The sequence below is a fragment of the Scytonema sp. PCC 10023 genome, assembly GCF_963920835.1.
Taxonomy (GTDB): domain Bacteria; phylum Cyanobacteriota; class Cyanobacteriia; order Cyanobacteriales; family Nostocaceae; genus Kalymmatonema.
Window position 1 is genome coordinate 1 of the sequence record NZ_CAWUDP010000072.1, and the last position, 16,632, is coordinate 16,632.

A 16,632-nucleotide genomic window follows, 5' to 3' on the forward strand; every position below is an offset into this window, starting at 1 on the left:
AATACTATGACTCACTCCATTTAACTGCGAAATTGTGTTTTCTAGTAATGAGTCTGTGGCATTTAGCCCATCCTGTTGCACCTCTCCCCAAACCATTCCTTCAAATCGAGTCCCAGCACAAACAACTCCCGCTATATGTACTGTCCCACCAGCACCTCGAATAAAAGGAGCATCATCGAAACCGATAACGCGGATAGTACGGTTTAGCTTCAGCAGAGATTCTAGTTTCATCTATCCATAGGGGTAGGTTACAGGTTACAGGTTATAGTTTTTCCCTGTTCCCTGTTCCCTGTCCCCTTGTCCTAACCGGCTAAAAGGGTCTTTTGTAAAGGCGTCCAACGGAAGGCGCGATCGCCACCCCTCTCAATCACCACTTTCACTCGTGGTTCCAAGCTGGGTAAGGTCACCAAATACTCAACTTCCTGATCGGAAAGAATATGCCCTTCAATCAGCCACAATACCAAGCCCTTTGACTTGGGTGGGAGCTGTTCGAGCTGATAGCTAACAATGGGCGGTACGTAGTACACATAACCTACTGCCGCACCACTACCAGTGCTTTTTTTGCCTAAATGAGGAGGTCTAACACCATGAACTCCTGTGAGATAGGCAGCCACATCTCCCAATCCTTTTGCACTCATATGGTGGGTGACATAGCCTGCTGCACGCAGTCGGCGTCTGTACCGACCTTCAAAGCCCCCTTCTAGAGGTACATACACACCAAGAGAGCCGAATTTTTCCAGATCACGAATTAAACCGTTGCCAGTGGTAATGAGCGCCATAATTTGATTTTTGTCCTATCCCACTTCGATATCTCTATTATTTACCGTTTAGCAATAGATTCAGTTCTACAAATTAACTTATGGGCTAGATTAGATCTTTCCGTATATACCAGCCGTCTGCATTTTGCTTTTTTGTCCAAAAATACCAGAAAAATTTGTAGACAAATATAAATAGATCAGCTATACTATTAGACCGTGGACAAAAATAAAAGTCAGGTTATCGTCTGACTGTCATTTCTAGCTGGTGTTAGCATCAAAAACTGATCATTGAATTCCATATGGAATAAAATAGCAGAAATTGCTAAGAGACTGGTAAACTAGAAAAGCTGCGACGACAACTTAGGAGTGGTTAGTTAAAAAACTAATGCTTGCCTTAGGGCATAAGCAGCATTCACTCCTGAAGCTTACAACAACGCAAAACCTTAAATAAGCTTGAATTATTGTTTAAGGTAGCGGATGAAGTAGAAACTGAGCAGTAATGTTGGTTTGTAGCATTGCAAAAGTCTCAGTCAATGGATACTGGGCAGCTAGCTGCACAAGTCCTACTACAACAAAGACGTGCCAGAGCAATTGCTTGGACAAAAGCATTGCTGCACAAAGCGCAAAGTTATAGCGCCTTGCAAAAAATCTAGAAGTTATCTCTTCCTAGAAGGAAGGTACTTTTGGCTGTTCTGGTGACGAATAACAAGTAAACGGATTGATTAAACAGTACGGAATCTTTGGTGAAGACCCAAAGAAGTTGAATCTGTCATTACCTAAGCAGAGCGACTTCACAGGTCAGTTCACAAAAAGCCGGAACTCTTCTTGACGGGCGTTGAAACAGCGTACCCGATAAGAATCCGATTCCAAAACAAGTAAGTAAAAAGGAGAACCAGTAACTGTGTCTGTAGGTATTCTCGGCACCAAACTGGGCATGACCCAAATATTTGACGAAGCAGGAGTAGCGATTCCTGTTACTGTCATTCAAGCGGGACCATGTACCGTTACCCAAGTTAAAACAAAACAGACCGACGGTTACTCCGCCATCCAAGTAGGTTATGGCGAAGTCAAGCCAAAAGCGCTGAATAAACCGCTGCTGGGACACTTGAATAAAGCATCTGCCCCAGCGCTGCGTCATTTACAGGAGTATCGCATAGATAACTCCGGTGACTATGCTTTAGGTCAACAGATTAAAGCAGATATTTTTAGTGCCGGTCAAATTGTAGACGTAATTGGTACAAGTATTGGTAAGGGTTTTGCTGGTAACCAAAAACGCAACAATTTTGGTCGAGGACCAATGTCGCACGGTTCCAAAAACCACAGAGAACCAGGTTCGATTGGTGCTGGTACAACTCCCGGTCGTGTCTATCCAGGTAAGCGGATGGCAGGACGTTTGGGAGGTACGCGCGTCACAATTCGCAAACTGACTGTGGTACGAGTAGACCCAGAACGCAACTTAATACTCATCAAGGGAGGTATTCCTGGTAAGCCAGGTGCCTTAGTAGATATTGTCCCGGCAACATTAGTTGGTCGTAGTAAATAGCAGTCAGCTTGCTTTTCGCTGATGGCTAGAAGTAGATAGCTGATAGCTATGAAGAGGTAGACAGAGAAATGTTTGAGTATGTAGTCAAAAATTGGCAAGGAGAACAAGTCGAACAAAAAACGTTCGACCTCAAGGTTGCCAAACAGGAAACGGCATCTCATGTCGTACATCGAGCGTTGGTAAGACAAATGACCAATGCTCGCCAAGGAACTGCAAGTACCAAAACCCGTTCTGAAGTCAGAGGTGGCGGTCGCAAACCTTGGCGGCAAAAAGGGACAGGTCGTGCGCGTGCTGGATCTATTCGTTCACCATTGTGGCGTGGTGGTGGTGTGATTTTTGGACCGAAACCGCGAGATTATGAGATCAAGATGAACCGCAAAGAGCGGCGTTTAGCTTTGCGAACCGCTTTTGCAAGTCGGATTGACGATTTAATTGTGGTGGAAGAATTTGGAGATCAGATCCAGCGTCCCAAGACCAAAGAGTTAGTGGGAGCGATCGCCCGTTGGGGTTCAGATCCAGAAAATAATACCTTGTTAATCTTGTCCGAACGTACAGAAAACATATATTTATCAGCCCGCAACGTAGAAAAATTAAAGCTACTTGCAGCTGACCAGTTAAATGTTTACGATTTGCTCCACGCCGACAAAATTGTTGTGACAGCATCAGCACTCGAAAAAATTCAGGAGGTCTACGGTGACTAAATTTGACCCCCGCAACCTACCCGACCTTGTGCGTCGCCCAATTGTCACTGAAAAAGCGACGATTTTGATGGAGCAAAATAAATACACCTTTGAAGTGGTTCCAAAAGCAACAAAACCACAAATCAGAGCCGCAATTGAAGATTTATTTGACGTCAAGGTCGAAAAAGTCAACACTTCAAAGCCACCGCGCAAAAAGCGGCGTGTTGGTAAGTTTATTGGTTTCAAGCCCCAATACAAGCGAGCTATTGTTACAGTGGCAGCTGGGGACGTAGACAAGATTAGACAAGTTCTCTTCCCAGAGGTTTAAGAAAATGGGTACTCGTTCTTATCGCCCTTACACCCCCAGTACTCGCCAAGTTACGATTTCTGACTTCTCGGAAATTACCAAAACCGAGCCAGAAAAATCGCTAACAGTATCGATACATCGTGCCAAAGGTAGAAATAATCAAGGGCGGATCACGGTTCGCCACCGGGGTGGCGGTCACAAGCGCCTTTACCGCATCATCGACTTTAAACGAGATAAGCGTGGTATTCGTGCCACAGTGACGGCAATTGAATACGACCCCAACCGCAACGCCCGGATTGCCCTTTTGCAATACGAAGACGGCGAAAAGCGTTACATCCTTCAACCCAACGGTTTGAAAGTCGGGACAACAGTTGTTGCAGGTCCAGATGCTCCCTTTGAAGATGGCAACGCTTTACCCCTATCTAACATTCCTTTGGGAACCAGCGTTCACAACGTAGAATTGAAACCTGGTAAAGGCGGTCAAATCGTTCGCGCTGCTGGTGCGACTGCTCAAGTTGTGGCAAAAGAAGGTAACTACGTTACACTCAAGTTGCCTTCTGGAGAAGTCCGGATGGTGCGCCGCGAGTGCTATGCCACGATTGGACAAGTCGGTAATCTTGATGCCAGAAACCTGAGTGCCGGTAAAGCCGGTAGAACTCGCTGGAAGGGTCGCCGTCCTCAAGTCAGAGGTAGTGTCATGAACCCAGTTGACCACCCACATGGTGGTGGTGAAGGTCGGGCACCCATCGGTAGATCGGGACCTGTGACACCTTGGGGTAAACCTGCTTTAGGCTATAAAACACGCAAGCGTAAGAAACCCAGTAGCAAGTTAATTGTCCGCCGTCGCCGTAAATCTTCTAAACGCGGTCGTGGCGGTCGTGAATCTTAATAGGTGCTGAGAAAGAGTGCCAAGTGCTGAGTCAAGAGAAATCGGGGCTTGGCAGTTGGGACTCAGCGCTGAAAGTTCGTTCATTCAAAGAAGAAGCTAAGAACTTACTAATTATGGGTCGTTCTCTAAAAAAAGGTCCGTTCGTTGCGGATCATCTGATGACAAAAATTGAAAAGCTCAACGAAAACAACAAAAAAGAAGTCATTAAAACTTGGTCGCGGGCTTCGACAATTTTACCCGTCATGGTAGGTCATACCATTGCCGTTCATAACGGACGCCAGCACGTGCCAATTTTTATCTCTGACCAAATGGTGGGACACAAACTAGGCGAATTTGCACCAACGCGTACTTTTAGAGGTCACGCTAAGAGTGACAAAAAATCAGGCAGATAGTTAAAAGCCCAAAATCCAGAGTTTAAAGTCAAAATGAGTGGTTGGCTCTCGAATGCACGCTTTGCAAGGGTCAACCTCTGGACAAATGGAGAAAAATATGGCAGTAGATAATACGACAGAAGTAAAAGCGATCGCCCGTTATATACGGATGTCTCCCTATAAAGTGCGTCGCGTACTCGACCAAATTCGGGGACGCTCGTACCGAGAAGCACTGATTATTCTAGAATTCATGCCTTATCGATCCTGCGAGCCAGTGTTAAAGGTGCTCAGAAGTGCTGCTGCTAATGCGGAGCATAACGCGGGGTTAGATAGAACGAATTTGGTAATTACTCAGGCTTACGCGGATCAAGGTCCGGTACTAAAACGGTTCCAACCTAGAGCGCAAGGTCGTGCTTACCAGATTCGCAAGCCGACGTGTCATATCACTGTGGCTGTCGCAGCTGACAGCGCAGCTCAATAAGAAATGACTTACAGAAAGAATTTTTAGAGGAAGCATTTGTGGGACAGAAGATACATCCAGTCGGTTTTCGCTTAGGCGTAACCCAAGAACATCAATCTCGTTGGTTTGCTGACCCGAGTCGCTATCCAGAACTTCTACAAGAAGATTACAAACTTCGTCAGTACATAGAACGAAAACTGGGTAGATACGCCCAAAATAACGCCGGAATTTCTGAAGTGCGGATTGACCGCAAAGCAGACCAAATCGATCTAGAAGTACGTACAGCTCGACCAGGTGTCGTTGTAGGTCGAGGTGGGCAAGGCATTGAATCTTTACGTACCGGTCTCCAGCAACTGCTGGGCAGCAATCGCCAGATTCGTATTAACGTAGTTGAAGTACAACGAGTTGATGCGGATGCCTTCCTAATTGCTGAATATATTGCTCAACAACTCGAACGCCGCGTTTCCTTTAGGCGTGTCGTACGGCAAGCGATTCAGCGTGCTCAACGCGCCGGCATACAAGGCATCAAAATTCAAGTCAGCGGACGGCTCAACGGGGCAGAAATCGCCCGGACAGAGTGGACTCGTGAAGGTAGAGTTCCTCTACATACGTTACGAGCTGATATTGACTACTCATACTGCACGGCAAAAACTGTTTACGGAATTCTCGGCATTAAGGTGTGGGTGTTCAAGGGAGAAATTATTCCCGGACAGGAAGAAACGACTCCCGCAGCAACGACTCGCGATCGCGATCGCGATCGCCCTCCATCTCGCCGCCAACAACAACGCCGTCGCCAACAATTTGAAGACCGCTCAAATGAAGGATAACGGGGGACTGGCGACTGGGGACTGGCGACTGGGGACTGGGAAAGAACCTTCCCATCCCTAATCACTCATCCCTAATCCCTAATCCCCAATCACTAATTCCTAATCCCTAGTACCTAGTCATGCTAAGTCCAAGAAGAACGAAATTCCGTAAACAACAGCGCGGACGGATGAATGGTCTCGCCAGTCGCGGCAGCACTCTCAACTTTGGGGATTTTGCTCTCCAAGCTTTAGAACCCTGTTGGATCACCTCCCGCCAAATCGAAGCTTCTCGTCGGGCAATGACTCGTTATATCCGCCGGGGTGGGAAAATTTGGATTCGGATTTTCCCCGATAAACCAGTCACCATGCGTCCTGCAGAAACCCGGATGGGTTCTGGTAAAGGTTCGCCAGAGTACTGGGTAGCAGTCGTCAAACCCGGACGAATCTTGTTTGAAATTGCAGGCGTTGCTGAAGAAACCGCGCGCGAAGCAATGCGATTAGCAGCTTACAAGTTGCCCATTAAAACCAAGTTCATTACACGCTCCCAAGAGGAACAGCAGGTGTAAGTTATGCCTCTTCCCAAGATTTCCGAAGCCAGAGAATTAACTGACGAGCAACTGGCGCAGCAAATTACCGCCGTCAAAAAGGAATTGTTTCAGTTGCGCTTGCAACAAGCAACCAGACAGCTAGACAAACCGCACAAGTTTAGACACGCCCGCCACCGCCTCGCTCAATTAATGACTGTGGAGGCAGAGCGGAAACGGGCATCTTCCTCAAGTCAACCCGTGAAAGAATCAGAGTAAAAGATTATGGCAGTTAAAGAACGAGTTGGCTTGGTAGTGAGCGACAAAATGCAAAAAACGGTGGTAGTCGCCATCGAAAACCGCGCTCCCCATCCCAAATACGGCAAGATTGTCGTGAAAACCCGGCGCTATAAGGCGCACGATGAAGAAAACAAGTGTAAAGTCGGCGATCGCGTTCGCATTCAGGAAACGCGACCCTTGAGTAAAACCAAGCGCTGGACAGTCGCAGAAATCCTGACTACCAAAGCTAGCTAAACATCATAGTTGTTAGGTAGCTAACAACACACAAAGGGAGAACAATTGTGATTCAGCCCCAAACTTACCTTAATGTCGCAGATAATAGCGGTGCCCGCAAACTCATGTGCATCCGCGTATTAGGAGCAGGTAACCGCCGTTACGGCTTTATAGGCGATCGCATTATCGCCGTAGTCAAAGATGCTCAGCCAAATATGGCTGTGAAGAAGTCTGATGTTGTCGAGGCAGTGATTGTCCGCACCCGTCATAACATCAATCGAGACAGCGGTATGAGTATTCGCTTTGACGATAATGCCGCAGTTATCATTAATAAAGATGGTAACCCCAGAGGAACACGGGTTTTCGGACCAGTGGCACGGGAACTACGTGACAAAAACTTTACCAAAATTGTTTCTCTAGCTCCGGAGGTGCTGTAATGGTAACTCAGAAGAGAAATCAGCCGAAAGTTTTTTACAAAATGCACGTAAAAGCTGGTGATACCGTGCAAGTCATTGCTGGGAAAGACAAAGGCAAAGTTGGTGAAGTCATCAAAGCGCTTCCCCAAGTCAGTAAAGTCATTGTCAAAGGTGTAAATATTAAAACTAAGCACGTTAAACCCCAGCAAGAAGGAGAATCTGGACGGATTGTCAATCAGGAATACCCAATCCACAGTTCTAACGTGATGCTCTATTCCACCAAGCAAAACGTTGCCAGTCGCATTTCCTACACCTTCACAGAAGAAGGCAAGAAAGTCAGGATGCTTAAGAAAACTGGCGAAATCATAGATAAATAGAAGCAAGGAGAAGTTAGGAGTTAGGAATAGAACTCAGAACTTACAACTCAAAACTTCATTGTTCCCTGACCAAGCCCAGGGATAAAAAGGACAAAAAACTATGGCAGCAATAAGACTTAAAACTGTATACCAAGAAACAATTGTCCCCAAACTGATACAACAGTTTCAGTACAAGAACATTCATGAAGTACCGAAAGTGGTGAAAGTCACGGTAAACCGTGGTTTAGGGGAAGCATCTCAAAACGCGAAAGCGCTAGAAGCGTCTTTAAGCGAAATTGCGCTGATTACCGGTCAAAAGCCTGTAGTGACGCGAGCGAAAAAGGCGATCGCTGGCTTCAAAATTCGCCAGGGTATGCCCGTTGGTATCATGGTGACTTTAAGAAGCGAAAGGATGTATTCCTTTCTCGACCGTTTAATCAATCTGTCACTACCAAGAATTCGGGACTTTCGCGGTGTAAGTCCCAAAAGCTTTGATGGTCGCGGCAACTATACCTTAGGTGTCAGAGAGCAACTCATTTTTCCAGAAGTTGAGTACGACAAAATTGACCAAATCCGTGGTATGGATATTTCCATCATCACCACGGCAAAAACAGACGAAGAGGGCCGCGCCTTACTTAAAGAAATGGGAATGCCTTTTCGGGATCAATAAGTTCATGTAAAGAGGGAACGATGGCGGTTAACGACACAATTGCAGATATGCTCACGCGCATCCGCAATGCTAACATGGCGCGGCATCAAACAACACAAGTGCCATCCACAAAATTGACTCGTAGCATTGCAAAAGTGCTACGCGATGAAGGCTTTATTGCTGAGTTTGAAGAAGCAGGAGAAGGCGTAAAAACCAATTTGGTGATTTCCTTGAAATACAAGGGCAAGAATCGCCAGCCTCTGATCACTGCCTTAAAGCGAGTGAGTAAACCAGGTTTGCGCGTTTACTCGAATAAAAAAGAACTACCAAGAGTACTAGGCGGTATCGGTATTGCCATTATTTCGACATCAAGTGGCATTATGACTGACCGTGAAGCACGACGTCAAAACTTGGGTGGTGAAGTACTTTGCTACGTTTGGTAGTCATGAGTCATTTGTCATAAGTCATTTGTCATTCGTAAAAGACAAATAACAAACGACAAATAACAAACGACAAATAACAAAGGACAAAAAGTTATGTCTCGAATTGGTAAACGCCCAATTACAGTTCCAGCCAAAGTGCAAGTGACCATTGACGGCACAAAAGTGCTTGTCAAAGGTCCTAAAGGGGAACTCTCTCGCGATTTGCCTACTCATGTCACAGTCTCCCAAGAAGGAGAAACATTACAGGTCAACCGTCGCGACGATTCTCGCACATCGCGCCAAATGCACGGTTTGTGCCGCACCTTGGTTGCCAATATGGTTGAAGGAGTTTCCACAGGCTTTCAACGTCGTTTGGAAATTCAAGGGGTTGGCTACAGGGCACAAGTTCAAGGTCGGAACCTGGTTATGAACATGGGTTACAGCCATCAAGTGCAAATCGCTCCACCTGACGGAATTCAGTTTGCTGTTGAAAATAATACCAATGTTATTGTCAGTGGCTATGACAAAGAAGTGGTAGGCAACACAGCAGCGAAAATTCGTGCTGTTCGCCCACCAGAACCTTACAAAGGCAAAGGTATTCGTTACGCTGGTGAAGCGGTAAGACGTAAAGCTGGTAAAACTGGTAAGAGTAAGAAGTAAAAATGAAGCTTACAGGTAGAGAATCAAAAGAGCGTCGCCATAGACGCATTCGTGGCAAAGTCAGTGGTTCTACAGAACGTCCACGCTTAGCGATATTTCGCTCCCACCAACATATTTATGCTCAAGTCATTGATGATACCCAGCATCATACCTTGGTGGCAGCCTCAACTGTAGAACCAGAGTTGAAATCTAAATTAGCTTCCGGTTCCAATTGCAATGCTTCGGTTGAAGTCGGCAAATTAATTGCAGCTCGCTCTCTAGAAAAAGGGATCACCAAAGTTGTCTTTGACCGAGGTGGCAACCTTTACCACGGTCGTGTGAAAGCACTAGCAGAAGCAGCTCGCGAAGCTGGTCTAGATTTTTAAAGAAGTCATTGGTAAGCGTGTCAAAACAATTCAAAATTCAAAATTCAAAATTCAAAAATAATACCCCCTGGCTTTAGCCATGGGCTTGTATCCCAACTGTCAATTCAAAATTTTTTCTTAAATTTTGAACTTTGAATGAGCGAATTTTGAATTCAAAAAACGGTCATTGACTAATGACTAATGACTCATGACTTCTGACCATCACGAGGTAATTAAAATGGCAACTGGTCGTCGTAAAACTAACCGTACAAAAAAAGAAGAAACCAACTGGCAAGAGCGAGTCATCCAAATCCGACGCGTCAGTAAAGTCGTCAAAGGAGGTAAAAAACTTAGCTTCCGAGCGATAGTCGTTGTGGGTAATGAACGCGGTCAAGTTGGCGTGGGAGTAGGCAAAGCCTCAGATGTGATTGGTGCTGTAAAAAAAGGCGTAGCCGACGGCAAAAAGCATCTCATAGATATCCCCATGACCAAATCCAACTCCATACCCCATCCTATTGATGGTATTGGCGGCGGCGCTAAGGTGATGATGCGACCAGCAGCTCCTGGTACTGGGGTAATTGCTGGTGGTGCTGTGCGTACAGTACTCGAATTGGCAGGAATCCGTAATATCCTCGCTAAGCAACTTGGATCAAATAATCCTCTCAATAATGCCAGAGCGGCAATTAATGCCCTAGGTACCTTGCGAACCTTTGCAGAAGTTGCCGAAGACCGAGGCATTCCTGTTGAAAATCTTTACATTTAAAAATCGATATTTGTCCTTAGTCCTTGGCAAATGACCTTCGGGTTTGCCAGTCGCCTACAGAAGGAAACCTTCTTGCAGCGCTGGTTCACAAATGACAAAGGACAAATCATAGGTGACTAATTTTACATAAGGTTTCGACTATGAGACTCACTGATGTTCGTCCTCAAAAAGGCTCTAAGAAACGCCCTCGTCGTTTAGGTAGGGGGGTTTCTGCCGGTCAGGGTGCTAGTGCTGGTAAAGGTATGCGTGGTCAAAACGCGCGTTCTGGTGGCGGTACCCGACCTGGATTTGAAGGGGGTCAACAGCCATTGTACCGCCGTATTCCTAAGTTGAAAGGCTTTCCCCTCATTAATCCTAAGAAGTACACTACGATTAATGTAGAAAAGCTAGCCTCCCTGCCTGCAAATACAGAAGTCACACTGAGCTCCTTAAAAGAAGCTGGTATTCTCACTGGGAGTCGAGGACCTTTGAAGATTTTGGGGGATGGGGAATTGAGCGTTCCGCTCAAGGTGCAAGCGGCTGCTTTTACAGGTACAGCTCGTAGCAAAATTGAGGCAGCTGGTGGGAGTTGCGAAGTCGTTTCAAAATAAGCCAAAAAGCGCGCACCTACGACAAGCCTACCCCAGCCAAGCGCCTGACTTAACTAGCAAGGTAGCCCTTTATGATCAGTCGAGACAAAGCCCCAACGGCTCAAGAAACTTTTATGCAGATGGCGCAAGCAGCAGGGCTGCGAGGTCGGCTGCTTGTCACCCTCGGTATTCTCTTTTTGATTCGTCTTGGCATACATTTGCCCATACCAAATATTAATCGAGAGGAGTTTGCCAGAGCAATCGAAGGTAATAACCAGATATTAAGCTTTTTGGATATCTTTTCTGGAGGAGGACTCTCTGCTTTGGGAGTCTTTGCCTTGGGTATTTTGCCTTACATTAACGCTTCGATTATCATCCAATTACTTACCGCTGCCATCCCAGCTTTAGAAAATTTACAGAAAAATGAAGGTGAAGCAGGACGGCGCAAAATTTCCCAAATTACACGCTATGTGTCTTTGGGTTGGGGGGTTATTCAAAGTGTCTTCTTAGCAGCGTTCTGGCTCAAACCCTTTGCCGTCAACTACGGACCGATTTTTGTCATCGAGACAGCGCTCGCTCTTGTAGCTGGTTCGATGTTTGTCATGTGGGCATCAGAACTCATTACAGAGCAGGGTGTTGGTAATGGAGCATCTTTATTGATTTTTGTCAATATTGTGGCAACACTGCCAAAAGCCTTGGGCGACACTATCGATTTTGTACAAAGCGGAAGCCGAGAAACAGTAGGTCGCGTTATCGTACTACTGCTGCTTTTCATTGCCACGATTGTTGGAATTGTGTTTGTCCAAGAAGGAATCCGCCGCATTCCGATTATTTCTGCTCGCCGTCAAGTTGGTCGCAGAATTTTTGCAGAGCAGCGTAACTACCTACCCCTACGACTCAATCAAGGGGGCGTTATGCCGATTATTTTTGCAACTGCAATTCTAAGTTTGCCCCTTTTGGCAGAAAACTTCATCCGCAATCCAGAATATTCAAAAATAGTTAACACTTATCTGGTCCCAGGCGGTTCTCAGCCTTGGGTATATGCCCTTATCTACCTAGTTTCGATTGTGTTCTTTAGCTACTTCTATTCTTCGTTGATTGTCAACCCAGTTGATGTGGCGCAGAACTTGAAGAAGATGGGATCTAGTATACCAGGGATTCGTCCAGGAAAGGCAACTAGCGAGTATATTGAGCGCGTTCTTAATCGACTCACTTTTTTAGGTGCTATCTTCTTGGGCTTGATTGCGATTATCCCTACCGCTGTTGAAAGTGCTTTGAATGTGCGAACCTTTAGGGGACTAGGTGCCACCTCTCTATTGATTCTTGTGGGGGTAGCTATTGATACATCAAGGCAAATCCAAACCTATGTTATCTCTCAGCGCTATGAAGGAATGGTGAAACAATAGTGACACGAGTAATCTTCTTGGGACCGCCTGGAGCTGGTAAGGGAACGCAAGCGAAAACGCTAGCTGACAACTGGAATATTGCCCATATTTCTACGGGTGACATACTACGCCAAGCTCTGAAAGAGCAAACGCCTTTGGGTGTCAAGGCTCAAGGTTATATGGACAAAGGTGAGTTGGTTCCTGATCAGCTAGTGCAGGAAATGGTGCAGGAACGTTTGAGTCAGCCTGATACTCAATCAGGTTGGATTTTGGATGGCTTTCCCCGTACCGTTAATCAAGCAGTTTTCTTAGAGGAGTTGCTGCAAAAGCTAAACCAGCATGGCGAAAAGGTGGTCAATCTGGAAGTGCCAGACGAAATTCTGATAGCGCGGTTGCTGCAGCGAGGAAGAAAAGATGACACCGAAGAGGTGATTCGTCGCCGCTTAGAAGTCTACCGCTCTGAAACGGCACCGTTGATTGACTTTTACAGCAGTCGCCAGACTCTCCTTAATGTCAACGGCGATCAGTCCCCAGAAGAAGTCACTGGCGAATTACACAAGCTCATCGCCGCCTAAAAAGAGGGAATAGGTTACAAGTTTGAGGTAACAGGTTTTTCCCTGTCGCTTGTTCCCTGTTCCCTGTCCCGACAGATCTATGTCAAGATTGGATAAGATATATTAATAAACTGTTGATATATTCTCCGAAATATGTTTTTAGCAGGCGACAAAAAGCTGCAACAAACCAGGAGACTGTTGAGTTGAGGAAAAAACTTGTCTAAGCAAGATTTGATTGAAATGGAAGGCACGGTCACAGAGTCCCTGCCAAATGCAATGTTTCGCGTTGATCTAGATAACGGCTTCAATGTCTTGGCTCACATTTCTGGCAAGATTCGCCGTAACTATATCAAAATTTTACCTGGCGATCGCGTCAAAGTAGAACTGACACCTTACGACTTGACAAAAGGTAGAATTACCTATCGATTACGTAAAAAATAGGCAATTCTCAAACTCTTTACAGGAGGCAAATCAATTATTGATTAACCAAGATGCGATTCAAATAGAAGTTACTGTTACTCAGGTATGACCTCGTGACGGTATCCTTTATGAAATTTTGGGCGTCGATGTGAACAATGACTCTCATGTCCTAATTTACCAAGGCATCAAAGTATCAGACGTAAGGAACTTTTTCCAACAGTGATTGCCTGAGCAATAGCAAAAACGCAGTTGCCTTCGACACTAGAATTTCTTGCGATGCCCCTTTGGGGCTGCGCTCTGTGCCATCGCCTCAAAATTAGCTTCAAACACAACGATATAACCAAAAGTCAAATGAGAGATCAAATGTGACAAAAGTAAATATATGTAAGAAATAATACCATAAAACATTTTTTTTTGTTTTTCCGATGATTTTTAGTGATTAATTTACCCTAAAATGTTATAATTCACCATTTGGAGTCAAAAGAAAAGCGATGAAAGTCAGAGCCTCTGTCAAGAAAATCTGTGAAAAGTGTACCGTGATTAGACGTCGTGGTCGCGTCATGGTGATTTGTGTGAATCCCAAGCATAAGCAGCGTCAAGGATAACACAGCATTTATAGTTAACAGTCATAGCCAGTGCGTCATCTGATAACTGTTGACTGCTAACTGACAAACATTTACACCACTAGCTTTTAGAAATAGGGAGATTGTTGTGGCACGTATTGCCGGAGTAGACCTTCCACGTGACAAACGCGTTGAAATCGGTCTCACTTACATTTATGGAATAGGGTTATCTCTGTCGAAAGAGATTTTAGAGGCTACGTCTGTTAACCCTGATACCCGTGTTAAAGACCTGAGCGATGCTGATGTAGCAGCCCTGCGCGGAGAAATAGAAAGCAACTACCAAGTAGAAGGTGATCTAAGGCGCTGGGAGGCAATGAACATCAAGCGCTTAATCGACATTGGCACCTATAGGGGTCGCCGTCACCGGATGGGATTACCAGTCAGAGGACAAAGAACTCGTACTAATGCCAGAACTCGTCGAGGAAGACGGCAGACAGTGGCAGGTAAGAAGAAAGCACCATCCAAATAATTTTTTCTTTGCCTATCTTCAGCAATACTTAATCTTAATTTAACTGAGTGTAATATGGCGCGACAGCAAAGCAACAAAAAATCCGGAAGCAAAAAGCAAAAACGCAACGTCCCAAATGGGCTGGGTTACATCCAGTCTACTTTCAACAATAGCATTGTCACCATTACCGATCAAAATGGGGATGTCATCTCCTGGGCAAGTGCTGGCTCTAGCGGTTTTAAGGGAGCAAAGAAGGGAACTCCTTTTGCAGCACAGACCGCAGCGGAAAGTGCAGCACGTCGAGCGATCGACCAAGGGATGCGCCAAATTGAAGTTATGGTTTCAGGTCCAGGAGCAGGTCGAGAAACGGCTATCCGAGCACTCCAAGGAGCAGGACTGGAAATCACGCTGATTCGGGATATTACCCCGATTCCTCATAATGGTTGCCGTCCGCCCAAACGCCGCCGAGTATAGATACAACATGATTGGGTGGTGAGGGCAAAGAGTTTGAAGATCGCCTTCGTTGCAGAAAATTATGGAGGATACCCCCATTTCCGGGGAGTTTCCTTCACTAACATCAACCAACCTCTGCAAGAAACTCAAAACTTTAAACAACCCAAAACACTATTAGCGCCCGCTGACTCTTTGGGGATTCAAACTTCACCGCCATCGGAAAATACAGTTTGATAGACCAAAGTAGCTCAACAGGGCATTAAGTCAAAAAAGCGAGGACACTGGGAAAGACGGTTTTCGCCGCAACCAAGTGTCCGACGAGGCAAGGATTTTCCCTGCTAGCAAGACCTTATAACAAGGGAGGCTACTCCGTGGCGCAGTTTCAAATTGAATGTGTAGAGTCAAATTCTGAGGAAAATAGGAGCCACTACAGTAAATTTGTCTTGGAACCTCTAGAGCGTGGTCAAGGAACGACAGTTGGCAATGCCCTGAGACGGGTTTTACTGTCTAACCTAGAGGGTACAGCAGTCACAGCAGTTCGGATTGCGGGCGTTTCACACGAGTTTGCCACAGTTTCGGGCGTACGGGAAGACGTGCTGGAAATCCTAATGAAAATGAAGGAAGTCATCCTCAAAAGCTATTCTGCTCAACCCCAGATTGGTCGCTTACTCGTTACAGGTCCAACAACAGTTACTGCGGCACATTTTGATTTGCCAAGTGAAGTCGAAGTCATCGATCCGACTCAGTATGTAGCCACCATAGCTGAAGGTGGCAAGCTGGAAATGGAGTTTCGGATTGAAAGAGGCAAAGGATATCGCACTGTAGAACGGAGTCGTGAAGAAGCCACATCTTTGGACTTTCTGCAAATCGACTCGGTATTTATGCCAGTGCGGAAAGTGAACTACAGCGTTGAGGAAACCCGTGGAGATACTGGGATACCAAAAGACCGTCTGCTGTTGGAAGTTTGGACAAATGGCAGTCTAAGCCCCCAAGAAGCACTCTCTTCTGCCGCTACTATCCTGGTGGATCTATTCAATCCGTTGAAAGATATCTCGCTTGATACACCGGATATAGGCGCAGAAGTCTCAGAGGATCCAACTGCCCAAATTCCAATTGAAGAGTTGCAACTTTCTGTGCGAGCCTATAACTGTCTCAAACGGGCACAAGTTAACTCTGTTGCTGACTTGTTGGATTACACCCAAGAGGATCTGTTAGAAATTAAAAACTTCGGTCAGAAGTCAGCTGAAGAGGTCGTTGAAGCTTTACAGCGACGCTTGGGAATTACCCTGCCGACTGAAAGAGCTTCCAAACACACCTAAGACAAAACCTTAGATAATTTTAATTTGTAGTGCATAATTATGCGTCACCGTTGTGGGATTAAAAAACTCAGCAAACCAGCTGACCAGCGCCGCGCCCTGTTGCGATCGCTTACCACTGAAGTCATCCGTCATGGACGAATCACTACCACTTTAGCCCGAGCTAAGGTGGTACGCTCCGAAGTAGACAAAATGATTACTCTAGCCAAAGACGGTTCTCTAGCAGCACGCCGTCAAGCCCTGGGCTACATATACGACAAAGAACTGGTTCATGCTCTGTTTGAGCAAGTTCCCACTCGGTATGGTAATCGCCAAGGAGGTTATACCCGGATTCTGCATACCGTACCTCGTCGGGGTGATAATTCTGAGATGGCAATCCTCGAGCTCGTCTAATTCTATTTTG

Annotated in this window: 29 protein-coding genes; 27 read left to right on the plus strand and 2 right to left on the minus strand. The window is 45.8% G+C overall.

Features of this window, described 5'->3' with window-relative positions:
- On the minus strand, positions 1 to 231 hold a 231-nt coding region (locus tag ACM0OZ_RS33365; protein ID WP_414587143.1), incomplete at its 3' end, for a DUF99 family protein.
- Positions 232 to 302: 71 nt separating this feature from the next.
- A complete protein-coding gene (locus ACM0OZ_RS33370) occupies positions 303 to 779 on the minus strand; it encodes an NAD(P)H-quinone oxidoreductase subunit N (RefSeq protein ID WP_414587144.1) in 477 nt (158 codons plus the stop codon).
- Positions 780 to 1,273: 494 nt separating this feature from the next.
- On the opposite strand from ACM0OZ_RS33370, the gene ACM0OZ_RS33375 reads away from it, so the two are divergent.
- The 27 genes from ACM0OZ_RS33375 to rplQ all read left to right on the plus strand — a co-directional run bounded on the left by ACM0OZ_RS33375 (position 1,274) and on the right by rplQ (position 16,622).
- The gene (locus ACM0OZ_RS33375; RefSeq protein WP_414587145.1) at positions 1,274 to 1,411 is read left to right on the plus strand and encodes a hypothetical protein; all 138 of its coding nucleotides are present in this window, start codon (positions 1,274 to 1,276) and stop codon (positions 1,409 to 1,411) included.
- A 248-nt stretch (positions 1,412 to 1,659) separates the two neighbouring features.
- Complete coding sequence (gene rplC / locus ACM0OZ_RS33380) at positions 1,660 to 2,301, plus strand: 50S ribosomal protein L3 (RefSeq protein WP_414587146.1); 642 nt, start codon at positions 1,660 to 1,662, stop codon at positions 2,299 to 2,301.
- Between the two features lie 68 nt (positions 2,302 to 2,369).
- On the plus strand, positions 2,370 to 3,002 hold the full coding sequence (rplD, locus tag ACM0OZ_RS33385) for a 50S ribosomal protein L4 (protein WP_414587147.1): 633 nt from the start codon (positions 2,370 to 2,372) through the stop codon (positions 3,000 to 3,002).
- Entirely contained in the window at positions 2,995 to 3,309 is a 315-nt protein-coding gene (locus ACM0OZ_RS33390) for a 50S ribosomal protein L23 (protein ID WP_073629608.1), read from the plus strand. Before rplD ends, ACM0OZ_RS33390 begins: the two co-directional genes overlap by 8 nt.
- Before the next feature lie 4 nt (positions 3,310 to 3,313).
- Positions 3,314 to 4,177, plus strand: coding sequence for a 50S ribosomal protein L2 (gene rplB, locus ACM0OZ_RS33395; RefSeq protein WP_414587148.1), 864 nt, complete (start codon positions 3,314 to 3,316; stop codon positions 4,175 to 4,177).
- Positions 4,178 to 4,290: 113 nt separating this feature from the next.
- Positions 4,291 to 4,569: a 30S ribosomal protein S19 gene (rpsS, locus tag ACM0OZ_RS33400; RefSeq protein ID WP_414587178.1), complete on the plus strand. Its 279-nt coding sequence runs from the start codon at positions 4,291 to 4,293 to the stop codon at positions 4,567 to 4,569.
- Positions 4,570 to 4,666: 97 nt separating this feature from the next.
- Positions 4,667 to 5,029: a 50S ribosomal protein L22 gene (rplV, locus tag ACM0OZ_RS33405; protein WP_414587150.1), complete on the plus strand. Its 363-nt coding sequence runs from the start codon at positions 4,667 to 4,669 to the stop codon at positions 5,027 to 5,029.
- A 38-nt stretch (positions 5,030 to 5,067) separates the two neighbouring features.
- A complete protein-coding gene (gene rpsC, locus ACM0OZ_RS33410; RefSeq protein ID WP_041036075.1) occupies positions 5,068 to 5,835 on the plus strand; it encodes a 30S ribosomal protein S3 in 768 nt (255 codons plus the stop codon).
- A 119-nt stretch (positions 5,836 to 5,954) separates the two neighbouring features.
- The gene (gene rplP / locus ACM0OZ_RS33415; RefSeq protein ID WP_414587151.1) at positions 5,955 to 6,380 is read left to right on the plus strand and encodes a 50S ribosomal protein L16; all 426 of its coding nucleotides are present in this window, start codon (positions 5,955 to 5,957) and stop codon (positions 6,378 to 6,380) included.
- 3 nt (positions 6,381 to 6,383) lie between these two features.
- A complete protein-coding gene (gene rpmC, locus ACM0OZ_RS33420) occupies positions 6,384 to 6,617 on the plus strand; it encodes a 50S ribosomal protein L29 (RefSeq protein WP_414587152.1) in 234 nt (77 codons plus the stop codon).
- Between the two features lie 6 nt (positions 6,618 to 6,623).
- Positions 6,624 to 6,872 (plus strand): 30S ribosomal protein S17, encoded by a 249-nt coding sequence (gene rpsQ, locus ACM0OZ_RS33425; protein WP_073629594.1) that lies wholly within the window; start codon positions 6,624 to 6,626, stop codon positions 6,870 to 6,872.
- 47 nt (positions 6,873 to 6,919) lie between these two features.
- Positions 6,920 to 7,288, plus strand: coding sequence for a 50S ribosomal protein L14 (gene rplN / locus ACM0OZ_RS33430; protein WP_041036069.1), 369 nt, complete (start codon positions 6,920 to 6,922; stop codon positions 7,286 to 7,288).
- Positions 7,288 to 7,644, plus strand: a complete 357-nt coding sequence (gene rplX / locus ACM0OZ_RS33435) for a 50S ribosomal protein L24 (RefSeq protein ID WP_414587153.1) — start codon at positions 7,288 to 7,290, stop codon at positions 7,642 to 7,644. Before rplN ends, rplX begins: the two co-directional genes overlap by 1 nt.
- Before the next feature lie 100 nt (positions 7,645 to 7,744).
- Positions 7,745 to 8,293 carry a 50S ribosomal protein L5 gene (rplE, locus tag ACM0OZ_RS33440; RefSeq protein ID WP_414587154.1) on the plus strand — a complete coding sequence of 183 codons (549 nt, stop codon included), beginning with the start codon at positions 7,745 to 7,747 and terminating at the stop codon, positions 8,291 to 8,293.
- A 20-nt stretch (positions 8,294 to 8,313) separates the two neighbouring features.
- The gene (gene rpsH, locus ACM0OZ_RS33445) at positions 8,314 to 8,715 is read left to right on the plus strand and encodes a 30S ribosomal protein S8 (protein ID WP_041036065.1); all 402 of its coding nucleotides are present in this window, start codon (positions 8,314 to 8,316) and stop codon (positions 8,713 to 8,715) included.
- A 93-nt stretch (positions 8,716 to 8,808) separates the two neighbouring features.
- Positions 8,809 to 9,354, plus strand: coding sequence for a 50S ribosomal protein L6 (gene rplF / locus ACM0OZ_RS33450; protein WP_414587155.1), 546 nt, complete (start codon positions 8,809 to 8,811; stop codon positions 9,352 to 9,354).
- 2 nt (positions 9,355 to 9,356) lie between these two features.
- Positions 9,357 to 9,719, plus strand: coding sequence for a 50S ribosomal protein L18 (gene rplR / locus ACM0OZ_RS33455; protein ID WP_414587156.1), 363 nt, complete (start codon positions 9,357 to 9,359; stop codon positions 9,717 to 9,719).
- A gap of 217 nt (positions 9,720 to 9,936) precedes the next feature.
- Entirely contained in the window at positions 9,937 to 10,461 is a 525-nt protein-coding gene (gene rpsE / locus ACM0OZ_RS33460; protein WP_041037869.1) for a 30S ribosomal protein S5, read from the plus strand.
- Positions 10,462 to 10,601: 140 nt separating this feature from the next.
- Complete coding sequence (gene rplO, locus ACM0OZ_RS33465) at positions 10,602 to 11,051, plus strand: 50S ribosomal protein L15 (protein WP_096567062.1); 450 nt, start codon at positions 10,602 to 10,604, stop codon at positions 11,049 to 11,051.
- Between the two features lie 71 nt (positions 11,052 to 11,122).
- Complete coding sequence (gene secY, locus ACM0OZ_RS33470) at positions 11,123 to 12,436, plus strand: preprotein translocase subunit SecY (protein WP_414587157.1); 1,314 nt, start codon at positions 11,123 to 11,125, stop codon at positions 12,434 to 12,436.
- Entirely contained in the window at positions 12,436 to 12,990 is a 555-nt protein-coding gene (locus tag ACM0OZ_RS33475; protein WP_414587158.1) for an adenylate kinase, read from the plus strand. The genes secY and ACM0OZ_RS33475 overlap by 1 nt, the downstream gene beginning before the upstream one ends.
- Positions 12,991 to 13,185: 195 nt before the next feature.
- Complete coding sequence (gene infA / locus ACM0OZ_RS33480) at positions 13,186 to 13,410, plus strand: translation initiation factor IF-1 (protein ID WP_006276978.1); 225 nt, start codon at positions 13,186 to 13,188, stop codon at positions 13,408 to 13,410.
- Between the two features lie 470 nt (positions 13,411 to 13,880).
- Positions 13,881 to 13,994, plus strand: coding sequence for a 50S ribosomal protein L36 (gene rpmJ, locus ACM0OZ_RS33485; protein WP_071599794.1), 114 nt, complete (start codon positions 13,881 to 13,883; stop codon positions 13,992 to 13,994).
- Between the two features lie 106 nt (positions 13,995 to 14,100).
- Positions 14,101 to 14,481: a 30S ribosomal protein S13 gene (gene rpsM / locus ACM0OZ_RS33490; protein WP_041036058.1), complete on the plus strand. Its 381-nt coding sequence runs from the start codon at positions 14,101 to 14,103 to the stop codon at positions 14,479 to 14,481.
- Between the two features lie 54 nt (positions 14,482 to 14,535).
- A complete protein-coding gene (gene rpsK, locus ACM0OZ_RS33495; protein WP_041036056.1) occupies positions 14,536 to 14,934 on the plus strand; it encodes a 30S ribosomal protein S11 in 399 nt (132 codons plus the stop codon).
- A gap of 350 nt (positions 14,935 to 15,284) precedes the next feature.
- Positions 15,285 to 16,232, plus strand: a complete 948-nt coding sequence (locus ACM0OZ_RS33500; RefSeq protein WP_073629574.1) for a DNA-directed RNA polymerase subunit alpha — start codon at positions 15,285 to 15,287, stop codon at positions 16,230 to 16,232.
- Positions 16,233 to 16,271: 39 nt separating this feature from the next.
- On the plus strand, positions 16,272 to 16,622 hold the full coding sequence (gene rplQ, locus ACM0OZ_RS33505; RefSeq protein WP_073629572.1) for a 50S ribosomal protein L17: 351 nt from the start codon (positions 16,272 to 16,274) through the stop codon (positions 16,620 to 16,622).
- Positions 16,623 to 16,632: the final 10 nt, after the last annotated feature.

Coding starts and splice junctions, on each gene's coding strand:
- ACM0OZ_RS33370 (WP_414587144.1), bottom strand. CDS start 779: ATGGCGCTCATTACCACTGGCAACGGTTTAATTCGTGATCTGGAAAAA.
- rplD (WP_414587147.1), top strand. CDS start 2,370: ATGTTTGAGTATGTAGTCAAAAATTGGCAAGGAGAACAAGTCGAACAA.
- rplB (WP_414587148.1), top strand. CDS start 3,314: ATGGGTACTCGTTCTTATCGCCCTTACACCCCCAGTACTCGCCAAGTT.
- rpsS (WP_414587178.1), top strand. CDS start 4,291: ATGGGTCGTTCTCTAAAAAAAGGTCCGTTCGTTGCGGATCATCTGATG.
- rplV (WP_414587150.1), top strand. CDS start 4,667: ATGGCAGTAGATAATACGACAGAAGTAAAAGCGATCGCCCGTTATATA.
- rplP (WP_414587151.1), top strand. CDS start 5,955: ATGCTAAGTCCAAGAAGAACGAAATTCCGTAAACAACAGCGCGGACGG.
- rpmC (WP_414587152.1), top strand. CDS start 6,384: ATGCCTCTTCCCAAGATTTCCGAAGCCAGAGAATTAACTGACGAGCAA.
- rpsQ (WP_073629594.1), top strand. CDS start 6,624: ATGGCAGTTAAAGAACGAGTTGGCTTGGTAGTGAGCGACAAAATGCAA.
- rplX (WP_414587153.1), top strand. CDS start 7,288: ATGGTAACTCAGAAGAGAAATCAGCCGAAAGTTTTTTACAAAATGCAC.
- rplE (WP_414587154.1), top strand. CDS start 7,745: ATGGCAGCAATAAGACTTAAAACTGTATACCAAGAAACAATTGTCCCC.
- rpsH (WP_041036065.1), top strand. CDS start 8,314: ATGGCGGTTAACGACACAATTGCAGATATGCTCACGCGCATCCGCAAT.
- rplF (WP_414587155.1), top strand. CDS start 8,809: ATGTCTCGAATTGGTAAACGCCCAATTACAGTTCCAGCCAAAGTGCAA.
- rplR (WP_414587156.1), top strand. CDS start 9,357: ATGAAGCTTACAGGTAGAGAATCAAAAGAGCGTCGCCATAGACGCATT.
- rpsE (WP_041037869.1), top strand. CDS start 9,937: ATGGCAACTGGTCGTCGTAAAACTAACCGTACAAAAAAAGAAGAAACC.
- rplO (WP_096567062.1), top strand. CDS start 10,602: ATGAGACTCACTGATGTTCGTCCTCAAAAAGGCTCTAAGAAACGCCCT.
- secY (WP_414587157.1), top strand. CDS start 11,123: ATGATCAGTCGAGACAAAGCCCCAACGGCTCAAGAAACTTTTATGCAG.
- rpmJ (WP_071599794.1), top strand. CDS start 13,881: ATGAAAGTCAGAGCCTCTGTCAAGAAAATCTGTGAAAAGTGTACCGTG.
- rpsK (WP_041036056.1), top strand. CDS start 14,536: ATGGCGCGACAGCAAAGCAACAAAAAATCCGGAAGCAAAAAGCAAAAA.
- rplQ (WP_073629572.1), top strand. CDS start 16,272: ATGCGTCACCGTTGTGGGATTAAAAAACTCAGCAAACCAGCTGACCAG.